This is a genomic window from Burkholderia sp. DN3021, assembly GCF_049805555.1.
In the GTDB taxonomy this organism is placed as follows: Bacteria; Pseudomonadota; Gammaproteobacteria; order Burkholderiales; family Burkholderiaceae; genus Burkholderia; species Burkholderia pyrrocinia_C.
This window is the reverse complement of record NZ_JBNCAB010000044.1, coordinates 13,954-30,927: the sequence shown is the minus strand read 5'-3', so window position 1 is coordinate 30,927 and position 16,974 is coordinate 13,954. Positions and strand designations below refer to the sequence as shown.

Here is a 16,974-nt window from a genome sequence, read left to right as displayed (position 1 = left end):
CGCGCGCTGCCCCCCGAGGGGGCGGTCAATCCTCTTGGGACGGCCCGGCGAGGATTGACATGATTGAGATCGATCTGACCGCGCAGGTTGCGGTGGTGACGGGCGGTTCGTCCGGCATCGGCCTCGCGACGGCCGAACGATTCCTGCAGGCCGGCGCATCGGTTGCGATTTGCGGCCGCGACAGCGACCGCCTCGCACGCGCCGAAGCGATGCTTCGCGACAAATACGCGGGCGCGCAACTGCTTGCCGAGCGCTGCAACGTGCTCGACGAAGCCGACGTGGCCGCGTTCGCGCAAGCGGTGTCCACGCGCTTCGGCCGTGCCGACATGCTGGTCAACAATGCAGGCCAGGGCCGCGTGTCGACCTTCGCCGGCACGACCGACGACGCGTGGCGCGAAGAACTCGAACTGAAGTACTTCAGCATCATCCGCCCGACGCGCGCGTTCCTGCCGCTGCTGCGCGACGCGGCCGCGCCGACGATCACCTGCGTGAACTCGCTGCTCGCGCTGCAGCCCGAGCCGCACATGGTCGCGACGTCGTCGGCGCGTGCGGGCGTGCTGAGCCTCGTGAAGTCGCTCGCGACCGAACTGGCGCCGCAGCGCATCCGCGTGAACTCGATCCTGATCGGCATCGTCGAATCGGGCCAGTGGCGCCGCCGCTACGAAGCGCAGGCGCAAGCCGGCGAAAGCTGGGAAGACTGGACGGGGGCGCTCGCGCGCACGAAGAACATCCCGCTGAATCGCTTCGGCAAGCCCGACGAGGCCGCCTGGGCACTTTTTTATCTCGCAACGCATCTGTCGTCCTACACGACGGGCAGCCATATCGACGTTTCTGGAGGCTTTACACGCCATGTCTGAAAAAACCACGGTTGGCGAGCTGATTGCCGCCTTTCTCGAGCAGTGCGGCGTGAAAACCGCATTCGGTGTCATCTCGATCCACAACATGCCGATCCTCGACGCGATCAACTCGCGCGGCAACATCCGCTATGTCGGCGCGCGCGGCGAAGCCGGCGCGGTGAACATGGCCGACGGCCTGGCCCGCGTGTCGGGCGGCCTCGGCGTCGCGTTCACGAGCACGGGCACGGCGGCGGGCAACGCGGCCGGCGCGATGGTCGAGGCGCTGACGGCCGGCACCGCGATGCTGCACATCACCGGACAGATCGAGACGCCGTACCTCGACCAGGATCTCGCCTATATCCACGAAGCGCCCGACCAGTTGACGATGCTGGACGCGATCTCGAAGGCCGCGTTCCGCGTGCGCACGGTCGAGACCGTGCTGCCGACGATCCGCGAAGCCGTGCGCATCGCGCAGACCGCGCCGACGGGCCCCGTGTCGGTCGAGATTCCGATCGACATTCAGGCCGCCGAGATCGAATGGCCGGAAGATCTTGCGCCGGCGCACGTCGCGGTGAGCGAACACGACGCCGCACGCGTCGCGAAGCTCGCCGACGCGCTCGCGGCCAAGCGCCGCCCGCTGCTGTGGCTCGGCGGCGGCGCGCGTCACGCACGCGACGAAGTCGAACGCCTCGTGAAGCTCGGCTTCGGCGTCGTGACGAGCGTGCAGGGCCGCGGCGTGCTGCCCGAGGATCATCCGGCGACGCTCGGCGCGTTCAACGTGCATGCGTCCGTCGAAGCGTTCTACAAGACCTGCGATGCGCTCGTCGTGGTCGGCTCGCGCCTGCGCGGCAACGAGACGCTGAAGTACAAGCTCGCGCTGCCGCAGCCGCTGTTCCGCGTCGATGCCGACGCGCTCGCCGACAACCGCGGCTATCGCAACGAGCTGTTCGTGCATGGCGATTCGAAGCGCGTGCTGGCCGAGCTGGCCGATCGCCTCGAAGGCCGCCTGTCGGTCGATCCGCAGTTCGCATCGGATCTCGCGGCGGCCCGCGAGCAGGCGGTTGCCGATGTGGCGAAGGGCCTGGGGCCCTACAAGCAGCTCGTCGATACGCTGCAGGGCGCGGTCGGCCGCGACTACAACTGGGTGCGCGACGTGACGATCTCGAACAGCACGTGGGGCAACCGCCTGCTGAAGATCTTCGAACCGCGCGCGGGCGTGCATGCGCTCGGCGGCGGCATCGGCCAGGGGATTCAGATGGGCATTGGCGCGGCGCTGGCGGGCGCCGCCGCGAAGACGGTCTGCCTCGTCGGCGACGGTGGCCTGATGGTCAACGTCGGCGAGCTCGTGACGGCCGTGCAGGAAAACGCGAACGTGATGATCGTGCTGATGAACGACCAGTGCTACGGCGTGATCCGCAACATCCAGGACGCGCATTACGGTGGCCGCCGCTGCTTCGTGCAATTGCACCAGCCCGATTTCGCGCAGTTCTGCGCGAGCTTCGGCCTCGCGCATTACCGGATCACGTCGCTCGACCAGGCCGAAGCGATCGTGCGCGACGGGATGGCGAAGGAAGGGCCGGTGATGGTCGAAGTCGACATGCTGTCGGTCGGCTCGTTCGCCTCGTCGTTCGCAGGCCCGCCGGTGAAGACGGAAGCGCCGTCTGAGCGCCAGTATGTGTAACGACCACGCACGCGGGCACGCACCCGTCGACGTCGCGATGATCGGCTTCGGCGCGATCGGCGCGGCCGTGTACCACGCGGTCGAGCACGATGCGGCGCTGCGCATCGCGCACGTGATCGTGCCCGACCACCAGCGCGCCGCGGTGCAGAGCGTGCTGGGCGGCGCGGTGGAGGTCGTGTCGTCGGTCGACGCACTGGCCCGTCGCCCCGAGTTCGCGCTCGAATGCGCGGGCCACAGTGCGCTCGTCGATCACGTCGTGCCGCTCTTGAAGGCCGGCACCGACTGCGCGGTCGCTTCGATCGGCGCGCTGTCCGATCTCGCGCTGCTCGACGTGCTGTCTCGGGCCGCCGACGAAGGCGACGCGACGCTGACGCTGCTGTCCGGCGCGATCGGCGGCATCGACGCGCTGGCTTCCGCGAAGCAGGGCGGTCTCGACGAAGTGCTGTACGTCGGCCGCAAGCCGCCGCTCGGCTGGCTCGGCACGCCGGCCGAGGAGTTGTGCGACCTGCGCGCGATGACCGAGGAAAAGGTGATCTTCGAAGGCACTGCGCGCGACGCTGCGCGACTCTATCCGAAGAACGCGAACGTCGCGGCGACCGTCGCGCTCGCGGGCCTCGGCCTCGATGCGACGCGCGTGCGCCTGATCGCCGATCCGGCCGTCTCGCGCAACGTGCACCGCATCGCCGCGTGTGGCGCATTCGGCGAGATGTCGCTGGAAATGAGCGGCAAGCCGCTGCCCGACAACCCGAAGACGTCCGCGCTGACGGCGTTCAGTGCGATCCGCGCGCTGCGCAACCGCGTGGCCCGCTGCGTGATCTGAGCGGCGCTTCGAGAGATTCGGACTATTGAACGTCCGTCCGCGCCACGGCGAGGGCGGGTGCGCAGAGACAGATTTGTGGGACTTGTGACATGACTCCTTTCGATACGAGCCTGGTACCCGACGGCAACATCCTGATCGGCGGCGAGTGGCGGCGCGGCCGTGGCGCGCCTTACGCCAGCATCTATCCGGCCGACCAGTCGGTGAACATGGAAGTGTCGACGGCGAACGCCGAAGACGCGGCCGACGCCGTCGAAGCCGCCGATGCCGCATGGCGCCGCGCCGACTGGGCCGGGCTGAAGCCGCACCAGCGCGCGCAGGTGCTGTACCGCATCGCGGATCTGATCATGCAGCGCCACGAGGCGCTCGCGAACCTGCAGCGTCGCGACAACGGCAAGCCGATCGGCGAGACGCGCGTGCTGGTGGCCAGCGCCGCGAACACGTTCCGCTATTTCGCGGCCTGCCTCGAAACGCTCGACGAAGAACTGACGCCGTCGCGCGGCGACTACCTGACGATGAGCGTGTACGAGCCGATCGGCGTGATCGCGGCGATCACGCCGTGGAACTCGCCGATCGCATCCGACGCGCAGAAGCTCGCGCCGGCACTCGCAGGCGGCAACGCGGTGGTGCTCAAGCCGGCCGAAGTCACGCCGCTCGTGTCGCTTGCGCTCGCGCGCATCTGCGAGGAAGCCGGCGTGCCGAAGGGCGTGCTGAGCGTGCTGCCCGGCAAGGGCTCGGTGATCGGCGACGTGCTCGTGCGCCATCCGCTGGTGAAGAAGGTGTCGTTCACGGGCGGTACCGAAGTGGGCCGCGGCATCGCGCGCATCGCGGCCGAGAAGCTGATGCCCGTGTCGCTCGAACTCGGCGGCAAGTCGCCGACGATCGTGTGCGACGACGCCGATCTCGATCATGCGGTCAACGGCGTGCTGTACGGCATTTTCAGCTCGTCGGGCGAAGCATGCATCGCGGGTTCGCGGCTGTTCGTGCAGCGCACGGTGTACGACGAATTCATGAAGCGCCTGGTTGCGGGTGCACGCAAGCTGCGCGTGGGCGACCCGACGCGGCCCGATACGCAGATGGGGCCGCTGATTACCGCGAAGCACCGCGAATCGGTGGAGCGCTACGTCGCGCTCGGCCTGGAAGAAGGCGGCCGCCTGCTGTGCGGCGGCGAGCGGCCGTCGGGCGACGGGCGCGAGAACGGCTTCTTCTATCAGCCGACGATACTCGAAGGCTTGCCGAACAGCGCGCGCATCTGCCAGGAAGAAATCTTCGGGCCCGTGCTCGTCGCGATGCCATTCGACGATGAAGCGTCGCTGATCGCGCAGGCGAACGACAGCGTGTTCGGTCTTGCCGCCGGCATCTGGACGCGCGACTACAAGCGCGCGTGGCGCATCGCGCGCGCGCTCGAGACGGGCACCGTATGGATCAACACGTACAAGCTGTTCTCGATTTCCACGCCGTTCTCCGGCTGGAAGGAGAGCGGGATGGGGCGCGAGAAGGGGCGTCTCGGCATCCGCGAGTACATGCAGCAGAAGAGCCTCTACTGGGGTTTGAACGACGCGCCGCTGCCGTGGGCGAACTGAGCGAAGGGGAATGACGCAATGAGCATTTTGGGAATCGAGCAGATCACGTACGGCGTCGACGATCTCGCGACCTGCCGGCGCTTTTTCGCCGACTGGGGGCTGAAGGAAGTCGCGCACGACGACACGCGCGCGCGCTTCGAGACGATGAACGGCTGTACCGTGCTGGCCGTCAACGCCGACGATCCGGCGCTGCCGCCCGCGTTCGAAGCGGGCCCGACGCTGCGCGAAGTGACGTGGGGCGTCGCGACGCAGGGCGAAGTCGACGCGCTGCGCACGAAGCTCGCCGGCCAGCCGGGTTATTACTCGCACGACGATGCGGTCGGCTGTATCGACCCGAACGGAATGGCGATCCGCGTCGAAGTCACGCGCAAGCGCGAACTCGACATCACGGGCTCGCCGTCGAACGTGTGGGGCCAGACGCTGCGCGTCGACCAGCCGAGCCCGATCTATGCACGCGCGGAGCCGGTCGAGGTCGGGCATGTCGTGTTCTTCACCAACTGCCTCGACGAACAGGAAAAGTTCTATCACGAACTGCTCGGCTTCGAGACGTCCGATCGCTACCCGGGCCGCGGCGCGTTCATGCGCTGCGCGCCGCACGGCGGCCATCACGACCTGTTCCTGCTCGCGCTGCCGAACGGAAAGCGCGGCCTGAACCACGTCGCATTCACCGTGCGCGACATCCACGAAGTGTTCGGCGGCGGCATGCATATCGACCGCTGCGGCTGGGAAACGCAACTCGGCCCGGGCCGTCACCCGGTGTCGTCTGCGTACTTCTGGTACTTCCAGAATCCGGCCGGTGCGCTGATCGAGTACTACGCGGACGAGGACGTGCTGACGCCCGAATGGCAGCCGCGCGAATTCGAGCCGGGCCCGACCGTGTTCGCCGAGTGGGCCGTCGACGGTGGCCTCGACGGCAACACGCGCCGGCAGAAAAACGCGAAGGCGCCGGAAGGCAAGTTCATGACGGAGCGCAAATCGTGACCGAAGCGAACACACAGGCGCAGCCCGCGCCCGGCACGGTCGTCGTGATCGGCGGCGGCCAGGCCGCCGGCTGGGTGCTGAAGACGTTGCGCGCGGAAGGTTACACGGGCCGCCTCGTGATGATCGCCGACGAGCCGCACCTGCCGTACGAGCGTCCGCCGCTGTCGAAGGCCGTGCTGGCCGGCGACGCCGATATCGAAACCGTACGCGTCGTGCGCCCGGATGAATTCGGCGCGCTCGATATCGAAGCGTGGCAGCCGGAACGCGCGGCGTCGATCGACCGCGCGCGCCGCGTGGTGACGACCGCCAGCGGTCGCGAGATCGAATACGACCGCCTCGTGATCGCGACCGGCGGCACGTCGCGCCGCTTGCCCGACGCAATCGTGAGGACGCCGAACCTGCATTACCTGCGCACGCTCGACGAAGCGGCAGCGCTTGGCGAGAAGCTGCGCGCGAGCCAACGCGTGCTCGTGATCGGCGGCGGCTGGATCGGCCTCGAAGTCGCGGCGACCGCGCGCAAGCTCGGCGTCGAGGCGGTCGTGGTCGAAGGCGCGCCGCGCCTGTGCGGCCGCTCGGTGCCGCAGATCGTGTCGGATTTCCTGCTCGACCTGCATCGCACGAACGGCGTCGACGTGCGTCTCGGCGCGGCGCTCGCGTCGCTCGACGCGCAACCTTGCGACGCATCGAAGGTGCGCGCGACGCTCGCCGACGGCACGACGATCGACGCCGATTTCGCGGTGGCCGGCATCGGCCTCGCGCTGAACGCATCGCTCGCGAGCGATGCGGGGCTGGCCGTCGACGACGGCATCGTCGTCGACGAATTCGGTGCGACGAGCGACCCGGCGATCTTCGCGTGCGGCGATGTCGCGAACCATCACAACGGCTGGCTGAAACGGCGCGTGCGGCTCGAATCGTGGGCCAATGCGCAGAACCAGGCGATCGCGGCCGCGAAAGCCGTGCTCGGCGTGCGCGCGCCGTACGCGGAGATTCCGTGGTTCTGGTCCGATCAGTACGACGTGAACCTGCAGATCCTCGGCGATCTGCCGGCCGATGCGCAGCTCGTCGTGCGCGGCGATCTCGCCGCGCGCCGCGCGACGCTGTTTTTCCTTGGCGACGGGCATGTGAGAGGTGTCATCGCCGTGAACAACGCACGCGAGCTGAAGCTCGCGCGCAAGTGGATGAACCAGGGCCGGGCAGTGGATACGGAAGCCCTGGCGGACACGACCAAAGCGCTTGCCTGACCGGCAAACCAGGAGACACCCCGCATGAGCACTTTCGACAACGTCGTGGCCGGACGCGCCACGATGGAAGCTGCCGCCTCCACGCCCGGCGCGATCATCGCGCGGCTCGAGCGGCTTCCCGGCAACGCGATGCAAATCCGCGCACGCGTGCTGATCGGCACCGCGACGTTCTTCGACGGCTTCGACGTGATCACGATCGCGGCGACGCTGCCGCTGCTGATTCACAAATGGGGGCTGTCGCCGACGCAGATCGGCATGCTGATCGCATCCGGTGCGATCGGCCAGCTGATCGGCGCCTTCCTGTTTCCCGCGCTGGCCGAGAAGCACGGCCGTGTGAAGGCGATCGCATGGAGCTCGGCCGTGATCGGCATCACGAGCATCGCATGCGGTTTCGCGCCGACTTTCGAGGTGTTCGTGCTGCTGCGGATCCTGCAGGGGCTCGGGCTCGGCGGCGAGCTGCCGGTTGCCGCGACGTACATCAACGAGATCACGCGCGCGCATGGCCGCGGCCGTTTCGTGCTGCTGTACGAGATCGTGTTCCCGATCGGCCTGCTGGTGTCGATGGCGCTCGGCGCGTGGCTCGTGCCGCGCTTCGGCTGGGAAATCATGTACTTCGTCGGCGGGCTGCCGCTGATCCTGTCGCTCGTGCTCACGCGCCTCGTGCCGGAATCGCCGCGCTGGCTCGCGTCGCGCGGGCGGCTCGCGGAAGCCGGGCGCGCGGTCGGCGTGTTCGAAGCGTCGGTTCGCGGCGAACTGCCGCCGGTCACGCAGGCGGCCGCGTTCGACGAGATGGTGCGCCAGCATCCGAAGCGCAGGATGAGCGACCTGTTCAGCGCCGCGTATCGCAAGCGCACGCTCGCGGTGGCGACGTTGTGGGCGACCTGCGGGTTCATCCAGTACGGACTGTCGACGTGGCTGCCGACGATCTACAAGAACTTCTATCATGCGCCGCTGCAGCTCGCGCTGAACCTCGCGGTGATCGGTTCGGTAATGGGCGTGCTCGGGTCGCTGGCGTCGGCGCTGCTCGTCGACAAGCTCGGCCGCAAGCCGGTGATCGTGTGGTCGTTCGTGCTGTGCGCGCTGTCGCTGGCGCTCGCGGGCATCTATCACGCATCGTCGGTGTATGTCGTTGCGGTCTTCTGCTCGCTGTCGCTCGGGTTGATGGCGTCGGGGTTCATTACCGCGTACGTCTACACGCCGGAACAGTATCCGACGAGCATCCGCGCGTCGGGCTGCGGGCTCGGCAGCGCGTGGCTGAAGATCGCGTCGTTCGTCGCGCCGATGGTCGTGCCGCACGCGATCATCGGCGGGAACCTCGCGCCGGCGTTCTACCTGATCGGCATCGTGCCGCTGATCGCGGCGGTGACCGTGCATTTCGTCGGGATCGAGACGAAGGGGAAGGTGCTGGAGGCGCTCGAAGCGTAAGCGCGGCCGGCGGTAGCGGACGATGCGCACAGGCCCGGGCGATGTCCGGGCCTTTTTGTCTGGGGCGATCCGTTGGCAGCGGAGCGCGTTGCGCGCAACCTGAAGACGGCCGCGAGCATGTCGATCTCGACGAAGCGCAAGGATAGGCGAAGGCTTGCCGTCCGACCTGACCGAGCGGTTTTACGCGCTTGCGACTGACCGGGCCGGTACTTCGGTCCGGCGCCGAATAAAAAAATGGCGCCGCGAGCATGCTGCCTGCGGCGCCATTGCGTGTCGCTGTGACGGGAACGGCCCGCCGCAGCCCGACAGCGTGCTTACATCTGCACGGTGTCGGCCACTTCCTTGAAGTCTTCGATCTGGTCGAAGTTCATGTACTTGTAGATCTTGTCGCCGTTGGCGCTGAGCACGCCCATGTCGGCCATGTACTCGTCCTTGGTCGGGATCTTGCCCAGGCGCGAGCAGATTGCCGCCAGTTCCGCCGAGCCGAGGTACACGTTCGTGTTCTTGCCCAGGCGGTTCGGGAAGTTGCGGGTCGACGTCGACATGACCGTCGCGCCTTCGCGCACCTGTGCCTGGTTGCCCATGCACAGCGAGCAGCCCGGCATTTCGGTACGCGCACCGGCCGTGCCGAACACGCCGTAGTGACCTTCTTCCGTCAGCTGCTTCTGGTCCATCTTGGTCGGCGGGGCGACCCACAGCTTGACCGGGATGTCGCGCTTGCCTTCGAGCAGCTTCGACGCCGCACGGAAGTGGCCGATGTTGGTCATGCACGAGCCGATGAACACTTCGTCGATCTTCGCGCCAGCGACGTCGGACAGCGTCTTCACGTCGTCCGGGTCGTTCGGGCATGCGACGATCGGCTCATGGATGTCGGCGAGATCGATCTCGATGACGGCCGCGTAGTCGGCGTCGGCATCCGGCGACAGCAGTTGCGGGTCGGCCAGCCACTGCTCCATTGCCGCGATACGGCGCTGCAGGCTGCGCGGATCCTGGTAGCCCTGCGCGATCATCCACTTCAGCAGCGTGACGTTGCTGTTCAGGTATTCGATGATCGGTTCCTTGTTCAGGTGGACCGTGCAACCGGCGGCCGAACGCTCGGCGGACGCATCCGACAGTTCGAACGCTTGCTCGACCTTCAGGTCGGGCAGGCCTTCGATCTCGAGAATGCGGCCCGAGAAGATGTTCTTCTTGCCTTGCTTGGCGACCGTCAGCATGCCTTGCTTGATCGCATACAGCGGAATCGCGTTGACGAGGTCACGCAGCGTGACGCCCGGCTGCATCTTGCCCTTGAAGCGGACCAGCATCGATTCCGGCATGTCCAGCGGCATCGTGCCGGTGGCGGCCGCGAAGGCCACCAGGCCCGAGCCTGCCGGGAAGCTGATGCCGATCGGGAAGCGCGTGTGCGAATCGCCGCCGGTGCCGACGGTGTCGGGCAGCAGCATGCGGTTCAGCCACGAGTGGATCACGCCGTCGCCCGGACGCAGCGCGATGCCGCCGCGCGTGCTGATGAAGTTCGGCAGCGTCTGGTGCGTCTTCACGTCGACCGGCTTCGGATAAGCGGCGGTGTGGCAGAACGACTGCATCACGAGGTCGGCCGAGAAGCCGAGGCACGCGAGATCCTTCAGCTCGTCGCGGGTCATCGGGCCCGTGGTGTCCTGCGAGCCGACCGAGGTCATCGTCGGTTCGCAGTACGTGCCCGGACGGACGCCCTGGCCTTCCGGCAAACCGCATGCGCGGCCGACCATCTTCTGCGCGAGCGAGAAGCCCTTGCCGCTGTCGGCCGGCTGGTGCGGCAGGCGGAACAGCGTCGACGGCGCGAGGCCCAGCGCTTCGCGTGCCTTCGCGGTCAGGCCGCGGCCGATGATCAGCGGAATGCGGCCGCCGGCGCGCACTTCGTCGAACAGCACGTCGGACTTGACCTGGAATTCGGCGATCACTTCGCCATTCTTCAGCGCCTTGCCTTCATACGGACGCAGTTCGACCACGTCGCCCATTTCCATCTGCGACACGTCGAGTTCGATCGGCAGCGCGCCTGCGTCTTCCATCGTGTTGTAGAAGATCGGAGCGATCTTGCCGCCGAGGCACACGCCGCCGAAGCGCTTGTTCGGAACGAACGGGATGTCTTCGCCGGTGAACCACAGCACCGAGTTGGTGGCCGACTTGCGCGAGGAGCCGGTGCCGACCACGTCGCCCACGTACGCGACCAGATGCCCCTTTTCCTTCAGCGACTCGATGAACTTGACCGGGCCGCGCTTGCCGTCTTCTTCCGGCGTGATGCCCGGGCGCGCGTTCTTCAGCATCGCCAGCGCGTGCATCGGGATGTCCGGGCGGGTGGTCGCGTCCGGTGCCGGCGACAGGTCGTCGGTGTTGGTTTCGCCCGTCACCTTGAAGACGGTGACGGTCAGGCTTTGCGGCACTTCCGGACGGCTCGTGAACCATTCGGCGTCGGCCCAGCTTTGCAGCACGGCCTTCGCGTGGGCGTTGCCCTTGTCGGCGAGTTCCTTCACGTCATGGAACTGGTCGAACATCAGCAGGGTTTTCTTCAGCGCATCGGCGGCCACGGCCGCGACTGCGTCGTCGGACAGCAGTTCGATCAGCGGCTGGATGTTGTAGCCGCCCAGCATCGTGCCGAGCAGTTCGGTGGCGCGCGCGCGCGAGATCAGCGGGCAGGCGGTCTCGCCCTTGGCCACGGCGGCCAGGAAGCCGGCCTTCACGCGGGCGGCTTCGTCGACGCCGGCCGGCACGCGGTAGGTGATCAGTTCGAGCAGCGTCTGCTCTTCGCCGGCGGGCGGGTTCGTCAGCAGTTCCACCAGTTCGGCGGTTTGCTGAGCCGTCAGCGGCAGGGGAGGAATACCGAGCGCGGCGCGGGCGGCCACGTGAGCGCGAAAGTTTTCAAGCATGGGGAGACCTGCTGATATGGCGTTTGAGGGGAAGGCCTTTCCGGCACTCCGGGGCTGTTCCAGGCACTGCTTTGAGCGGGATTCTAATCTCAATGAACTGTAACGTCAAATGTCTTATGTCTTATATAAGAGTTGTCGGGCAAGATGCGGGGGAGCGTGGCGGCGCGGGGGAGTCGGCGTTTCCGTGCGTGCTCCGGAGTGCGGCCCGAGCGCCTTTGCGGACAAGGTATTTCGTGTGGTTCTTGCGATAGCCGGCAGGAGGGGGGGCGATTTGCGGCTGGCTGCCCGGCTGCGGTTTGGGGGCGTCCGTTGACGCCAGGTCGGTCTCTTCGGGGTTCGCTTTCGTTATGTGGAACAGAAGCGGGCCGTGCGAAGCCGCGCCGGACGACTACACGCCCCAGCTAGAGAAGCCCTTGCGCTCGATTCTGGTTTCAGGTGCCGCACATATCTGCACAAGCACGCAAGAAGCGGTACACACGCCAACGCCACGATGAAATAGTAGCGGCGCGCGTCCTATCTCCGCTTTGCCCGATACGCGTCGAGATTCTTCCGCGCCTGCGCGCGGATCGCGCGTTGCACGAACGGCGTCCAGCCGAGCAGGGCGCCCTTCAGCCCAAGCGCCTGACGCGCCCAGCGCCACAGGTCGAAACTGTCGCGATGCTCGGCGATGAGCCCGTCGCGGAACCGGAAACGCGCGTCGATCCGGTTGACCACCATGCGGCCGGTCGCGGTGAACCGGTAGTGCGCGACCCACTGCGCGCGCCCGGTTTGTTCGTCCGCGTCGACCTCGCCGAACGTCAACGAAAATTCCTGCGCACGCGCCGCCAGCATGCGCCACATGTCGCGCGCGAGTTCGCCGCGCAGCTCGCCGAACGCGGGATCGATGAAGACGATGTCATCGGCATAGCAGGCGAGCATCGCGTCGATGTCGCGCTGCTGAAAGGCCGTGTAAAAACGCTGGATCAAATCGGTGTTGGGATGACTCATCTTTTGATTGACTGTTGTTGTAGATGAAGCGGCGTCTTCCCCGCGACGGCACGGGCCACGAGCAGACCTTCAGCATGAACGGCGTCCGGAGCGTGACATCCGTCGCGACATCGATCGAGAAAATGACGGTAAACAGCGGGAATTGACTCGAATGCGATCGGAACGTCACCGGATTCGCGTCAACGGTTCGCCATCGCGACGTCCCGGTTGCCTCGCCCGGTCACGAGGCAACCCGACATGAATGCCTCGCTCTGGCTGCCGGCGGCCGCCTCGCCGAAGCCGCGGCCGAGCGCGTCGGCCTTCACCTGCGCGGCGCCCTGTTCGCATGCAAGCGGGCTGGCGTCGCGGCCCTGCGCATGCAGGATCGCGCGATCGGCAATGAGATACGCCAGCAGCGCGAAAACAGCGATATGTACGGCTCGTCTCATGGTGCGTCTCCTCGTCGCTCAAGCGTAACGCGGACACGTTCGGCGAAGCACTTGGGGCTTCCCCCGGTAAACGTCTGCTGAATCGGTGGCGGGGCGGCGTGATCCCGTCGCGTTTTTCGTGTTTCGCGTGCAAAAGGAACGGAGCTTTCAGGCGGGTGGCAGCAGACGAGGGTTGACACGCAGCGCGGCAATCGTGCGACGGATTTCGGTGCGACAGGTGTGTGATTCGCGCGAGTTTGACGAATGTCAGGGTACTGGCGGGAGGGGACGGTCGCGCTGCCGCTCAAAGCGATAGCATGAATGCATGATTTGACGGAACGCGATGACGGATGAATGCATCGGTTCCGGCAAGCAGGTGCGTGCCGAACATCGCTGTCGAAATAGTGAGGAATCCAAATGCTTAACGTCTCTTCCGTGCTGATCAGTCTTGCTCCGATGTGGGCAATCCTGCTGGTTGCGTCTTCGGCGGCCGCCTATTTCGTGTTCTGGCGCAAGGTCATCAAATAAGCGCCGCGTGAGGGGCAGTACACGTGCGGCGCGCAACGCGCACACGTACTGCGCCGCTCATTCGTCCGTCGCCGGTGCAAGCCTGCGGCCCGTCGTGAGACTGTCGACGCGCATCGTTTCCGTCATTGCACGGCCGTCACCGGCACATTCGAAATCCGCACCAGCCGGCCCATCACGCTGCGGCGAAACACCGACATCAGTGCATGAAGCGGGTCGTGCCGCGGCGCGACGACCACGATCTCGTCGCATCCGGTCTCGGCCGCCACGGCCGCGATCGTATCGGCCACCGGCCCGACCTTCTTCACGACGCTGTATTTGACGCCGGCATCCTGCAGAATCCGCTCCGCCATGGCCAGATCGTCGGACGCGAACTTTTCCTCGATCGAGCGCAGCCGCGACAGCGGATGATAGGCCTCGAGCCGCGTCGATTCGAGCGGCGCCTGAACGTTGATCAGCACGATTTCCGACGCGCACCGCTCGCGATACAGGAATGTCGCGTGGCGAACCGCCTGAAGCGAGCGTGGCGAGTGACCGACCGGAACCAGCAGCTTGAGCATGAACGATGTCCACGGAACGAGATGCTTCCAGCGTAGCGCGCCGCCGGAACGGACCATCTAAAGAAATCGGGCGACCGCGTAAAAATGTCGTTAACGCGCGCCGTCTCGTGTCGCGCCTATTAGAAATATAAGAAATTTTAGTTTATGCGCATAAACGATTTCATCGATCGGGCCGGCGTGGGCGGCCCGGTATGCGTTGCCCCGATTCAGTCGGATCCGCAATGAATCGCGACGGAAAATATCGGAGGTCGCCGAATCGGGGTCGCGTAGAGTAGAGCATCGGCCGCGGCGCGGCCCCTCCCGGCCGGTTCGGGGGCGACCGCCGCCGCCGCGCGGCCGGCCATCCATTCCGATTCCAGGAGACCCGCATGCCGCACGGCGCCCCGCAGCTTCTCGCTCCCGCCTCCATCCCCGTCGACCCGATCGTGCGCCTGTCGGCCGGCGAGCTCGCGTCGGCGATCCGCCGCAAGGCGGTTTCGTGCGTCGAGACGATGCGCGCGTATCTCGACCACGTCGAGCGCGTGAACGGCGCAGTCAACGCGATCGTTGCGCTGCGCGAGCGCGCTGCGCTGCTCGCCGAAGCCGCGGAAAAGGATGCCGCGCTGGCACGCGGCGAGTACCAAGGCTGGATGCACGGGATGCCGCAGGCGCCGAAGGATCTGGCGATGACGAAGGGGCTGCGGACCACCTACGGCTCGCCGATCTTCCGCGAGAACGTGCCGCAGGCCGATTCCGTCGGCGTCGCGCGGATGCGCGCGGCCGGCGCGATTTTCATCGGCAAGACCAATACGCCGGAGTTCGGGCTCGGTTCGCATACGTTCAACGAGGTTTATGGTGCGACGCGCAATCCGTACGACCTGACGAAGAGCGCGGGCGGCAGCAGCGGCGGCACGGCGGCGGCGCTCGCGTCGCGGATGCTGCCGGTGGCGGACGGCAGCGATTTCGGCGGCTCGCTGCGCAATCCGGCCGCGTTCTGCAACATCTACGGCTTCCGCCCGTCGCAGGGGCGCGTACCGCGCTGGCCGGCCGTCGACGTGTTCATGCAGCAGCTCGGCATCGAAGGGCCGATGGGCCGCACGGTCGGCGACGTCGCGCAGCTGCTCGCGATCCAGGCCGGCTACGACCGCAACGATCCGCTGTCGCTCGCGGAGGATCCGGCCGTGTTCGCGCAGCCGCTCGACGCGGACCTGCGCGGCAAGCGCATCGCGTGGGTCGGCGATTGGAACGGCTATCTCGCGACCGAGGCCGGCGTGCTCGCGCAGTGCGAACAGGGGTTGGCAACGCTGCGCGAGATCGGCTGCGACGTCGATGCCGCGCTGCCGGCATTCGCGCCCGACCGGATCTGGCGCCTGTGGCTCGTGCATCGGCACCTGCTGTCCGGCGGCGGGCTGCTCGCGCACTATCGCGACCCGGCGCGCCGCGCGCTGCTGAAGCCCGAGGCGATCTACGAGGTCGAAGGGCTGCTCGCGATGCAGGGCGCGGCCGTGTTCGATGCGAGCGTCGAGCGCACCGCGTGGCACCAGGCCGTGCTGAGCTTCTTCGACCGCTACGACTTCATCGCGGCGCCGACCGCGCAGGTGTTTCCGTTCGACGTCGACCAGCGCTGGCCGAAGGAAATCGCGGGCCGCGCGATGGACACTTATCACCGCTGGATGGAAACGGTCGTGCCGTGGACGCTGGCCGGCTGTCCGGTGATCAACGTGCCGGTCGGCTTCAATGACGCGGGGCTGCCGATGGGGATGCAGCTGATCGGGCGTCCGCGCGCCGATCTCGCCGTGCTGCAGCTCGCGCGCGGCTACGAGCAGGCGGCCGACTGGGTCGGCCGGCGGCTGCCGGCGTGGATGGCTGCGTAAGGTCGCGGCCGGCCGGCAGCCGGTAACGGGTAGCAGGGTGACGGGTAGCAGGGTGACGGGTAGCAGGGTGACGAAACGGGTGGCGGCGAGCCGCCCGTTTTGCTTCGATCCCCGAACGCGATGTTTGTCGGCACCCGGCACTCAGCACGCCCGCGAGAACGCGTTTCTGGGCCGCGATACGTTTTGCGGTACCGCTCGCGGAACCCGAAACCCGCCGTCATTCATGCAACCGGAGAACGAATGCCGGCACAGGCGTGATATCGCGCATCAACCGCGGACGAATCCGCTCGACCGTGTCCGTCGGTCGCGGAATTGCAAGCGGCCGCGTGGCGTGATTTCGTTTCGATGTGTTTCAGTCGTTGCGGCGGCGCGCGGCGCGCTTCGACAATATCGGCCTCAATCATTCCGGCACGAGGGAAACACATGAAGCACATTCGCGCGACGGGCAGGTATCTGGCCTCGGCAGGCATCGCGTTCGGCATCCTGGCGAGCGGCGCCGCGCACGCGCAGCTCGATCTGCAGTCGCTCGGCGCATCGCTGCTCGGCGGCGGCCAGCAACAGGCAGCGCCCGCGCAGGGCGGCATCGCGCAACTGCTGCAGGCGTATGTCGGTGCGAACCAGCAGGTGTTGTCCGGCCAGTCGTCGCTCGCGTCGGCGATGGGGTTGACCGGCGCGGCCGGGCAGGCGCAGCAGGCCGCGAGCCAGCTGGCCGGCGGCGATGCGCTGACGCCGGCCGCACTGTCGCAGATGGGCGGCGCGCAGCAGTCGGTGTCGCAGGCGCTCGGCCAGGCTTTCGCGAGCGGCGGCGCGTCGCACGGCCCGATCGACAAGCAGGCGTTCAGCAACGGCCTCGCATCGCTCGGCCAGGGGCTTACGCAGTATTCGCAACTGCAGTCGGGGCTCGGCAATCTCGGTTCGACGAGCGCCGCGTCGCTGCTGCAGTCAGGCCTGAATCCGCAGAACATGCAGGCCGCGTCGTATATCGCGCAAAGCGCGCCGGGCCAGTTGCAGTCGCTCGCGGCGATGCTCAACCAGGCCGTGCAGTTCGCGACGAGCCAGGGCATTTCGGTGCCGTCGGTCGCGTCGTCGGCGCTGAAGCTGCTGCCGTAACGTTGCGCGGGGCTGCGCGCGGTGCGGTGCCGGCATCGCGCGCGACGGCGGACAATCGCCCCGCCCAA

The 16,974-nt window shown here is 67.1% G+C and carries 13 protein-coding genes; 9 read left to right on the top strand and 4 right to left on the bottom strand.

Translation table 11 applies throughout. From position 1 onward, the window contains the following. Window positions 1-59 precede the first annotated feature (59 nt). The 7 genes from ACPUER_RS21330 (at window position 60) to ACPUER_RS21300 (ending at window position 8,564) form a co-directional block, all read left to right on the top strand. On the top strand, window positions 60-857 hold the full coding sequence (locus tag ACPUER_RS21330; protein ID WP_425132040.1) for an SDR family oxidoreductase: 798 nt from the start codon (window positions 60-62) through the stop codon (window positions 855-857). Next, window positions 850-2,517 (top strand): thiamine pyrophosphate-binding protein, encoded by a 1,668-nt coding sequence (locus ACPUER_RS21325; protein WP_425132039.1) that lies wholly within the window; start codon window positions 850-852, stop codon window positions 2,515-2,517. The genes ACPUER_RS21330 and ACPUER_RS21325 overlap by 8 nt, the downstream gene beginning before the upstream one ends. Further along, window positions 2,510-3,337 carry an aspartate dehydrogenase gene (locus ACPUER_RS21320; RefSeq protein WP_425132038.1) on the top strand — a complete coding sequence of 276 codons (828 nt, stop codon included), beginning with the start codon at window positions 2,510-2,512 and terminating at the stop codon, window positions 3,335-3,337. The genes ACPUER_RS21325 and ACPUER_RS21320 overlap by 8 nt, the downstream gene beginning before the upstream one ends. An 89-nt stretch (window positions 3,338-3,426) precedes the next feature. Next, window positions 3,427-4,917: an aldehyde dehydrogenase gene (locus ACPUER_RS21315; protein ID WP_425132037.1), complete on the top strand. Its 1,491-nt coding sequence runs from the start codon at window positions 3,427-3,429 to the stop codon at window positions 4,915-4,917. Window positions 4,918-4,935: 18 nt separating this feature from the next. Next, entirely contained in the window at window positions 4,936-5,898 is a 963-nt protein-coding gene (locus ACPUER_RS21310) for a VOC family protein (RefSeq protein WP_425132036.1), read from the top strand. Beyond that, window positions 5,895-7,139 carry an NAD(P)/FAD-dependent oxidoreductase gene (locus tag ACPUER_RS21305; protein ID WP_175959378.1) on the top strand — a complete coding sequence of 415 codons (1,245 nt, stop codon included), beginning with the start codon at window positions 5,895-5,897 and terminating at the stop codon, window positions 7,137-7,139. The genes ACPUER_RS21310 and ACPUER_RS21305 overlap by 4 nt, the downstream gene beginning before the upstream one ends. Before the next feature lie 24 nt (window positions 7,140-7,163). Further along, complete coding sequence (locus tag ACPUER_RS21300; protein ID WP_034180360.1) at window positions 7,164-8,564, top strand: MFS transporter; 1,401 nt, start codon at window positions 7,164-7,166, stop codon at window positions 8,562-8,564. Between the two features lie 314 nt (window positions 8,565-8,878). On the opposite strand, the gene acnB is transcribed toward ACPUER_RS21300, so the two are convergent. The 4 genes from acnB to ACPUER_RS21280 form a co-directional block, all read right to left on the bottom strand. Further along, window positions 8,879-11,464 (bottom strand): bifunctional aconitate hydratase 2/2-methylisocitrate dehydratase, encoded by a 2,586-nt coding sequence (gene acnB, locus ACPUER_RS21295; RefSeq protein ID WP_425132035.1) that lies wholly within the window; start codon window positions 11,462-11,464, stop codon window positions 8,879-8,881. 513 nt (window positions 11,465-11,977) lie between these two features. After that, the gene (locus ACPUER_RS21290; protein WP_425132034.1) at window positions 11,978-12,451 is read right to left on the bottom strand and encodes a nuclear transport factor 2 family protein; all 474 of its coding nucleotides are present in this window, start codon (window positions 12,449-12,451) and stop codon (window positions 11,978-11,980) included. Window positions 12,452-12,630: 179 nt separating this feature from the next. Continuing rightward, a complete protein-coding gene (locus ACPUER_RS21285) occupies window positions 12,631-12,879 on the bottom strand; it encodes a hypothetical protein (RefSeq protein ID WP_034180352.1) in 249 nt (82 codons plus the stop codon). 629 nt (window positions 12,880-13,508) lie between these two features. Continuing rightward, entirely contained in the window at window positions 13,509-13,943 is a 435-nt protein-coding gene (locus ACPUER_RS21280; RefSeq protein WP_034180351.1) for a universal stress protein, read from the bottom strand. A 368-nt stretch (window positions 13,944-14,311) separates the two neighbouring features. Between ACPUER_RS21280 and ACPUER_RS21275 the strand changes: the two genes are divergently transcribed. Then, the gene (locus tag ACPUER_RS21275; RefSeq protein ID WP_425132033.1) at window positions 14,312-15,796 is read left to right on the top strand and encodes an amidase; all 1,485 of its coding nucleotides are present in this window, start codon (window positions 14,312-14,314) and stop codon (window positions 15,794-15,796) included. A 423-nt stretch (window positions 15,797-16,219) separates the two neighbouring features. Next, window positions 16,220-16,906, top strand: a complete 687-nt coding sequence (locus tag ACPUER_RS21270) for a hypothetical protein (RefSeq protein ID WP_310140990.1) — start codon at window positions 16,220-16,222, stop codon at window positions 16,904-16,906. Window positions 16,907-16,974: the final 68 nt, after the last annotated feature.

Coding starts and splice junctions, on each gene's coding strand:
- ACPUER_RS21330 (WP_425132040.1), top strand. CDS start 60: ATGATTGAGATCGATCTGACCGCGCAGGTTGCGGTGGTGACGGGCGGT.
- ACPUER_RS21325 (WP_425132039.1), top strand. CDS start 850: ATGTCTGAAAAAACCACGGTTGGCGAGCTGATTGCCGCCTTTCTCGAG.
- ACPUER_RS21320 (WP_425132038.1), top strand. CDS start 2,510: ATGTGTAACGACCACGCACGCGGGCACGCACCCGTCGACGTCGCGATG.
- ACPUER_RS21315 (WP_425132037.1), top strand. CDS start 3,427: ATGACTCCTTTCGATACGAGCCTGGTACCCGACGGCAACATCCTGATC.
- ACPUER_RS21310 (WP_425132036.1), top strand. CDS start 4,936: ATGAGCATTTTGGGAATCGAGCAGATCACGTACGGCGTCGACGATCTC.
- ACPUER_RS21300 (WP_034180360.1), top strand. CDS start 7,164: ATGAGCACTTTCGACAACGTCGTGGCCGGACGCGCCACGATGGAAGCT.
- acnB (WP_425132035.1), bottom strand. CDS start 11,464: ATGCTTGAAAACTTTCGCGCTCACGTGGCCGCCCGCGCCGCGCTCGGT.
- ACPUER_RS21290 (WP_425132034.1), bottom strand. CDS start 12,451: ATGAGTCATCCCAACACCGATTTGATCCAGCGTTTTTACACGGCCTTT.
- ACPUER_RS21285 (WP_034180352.1), bottom strand. CDS start 12,879: ATGAGACGAGCCGTACATATCGCTGTTTTCGCGCTGCTGGCGTATCTC.
- ACPUER_RS21280 (WP_034180351.1), bottom strand. CDS start 13,943: ATGCTCAAGCTGCTGGTTCCGGTCGGTCACTCGCCACGCTCGCTTCAG.
- ACPUER_RS21275 (WP_425132033.1), top strand. CDS start 14,312: ATGCCGCACGGCGCCCCGCAGCTTCTCGCTCCCGCCTCCATCCCCGTC.
- ACPUER_RS21270 (WP_310140990.1), top strand. CDS start 16,220: ATGAAGCACATTCGCGCGACGGGCAGGTATCTGGCCTCGGCAGGCATC.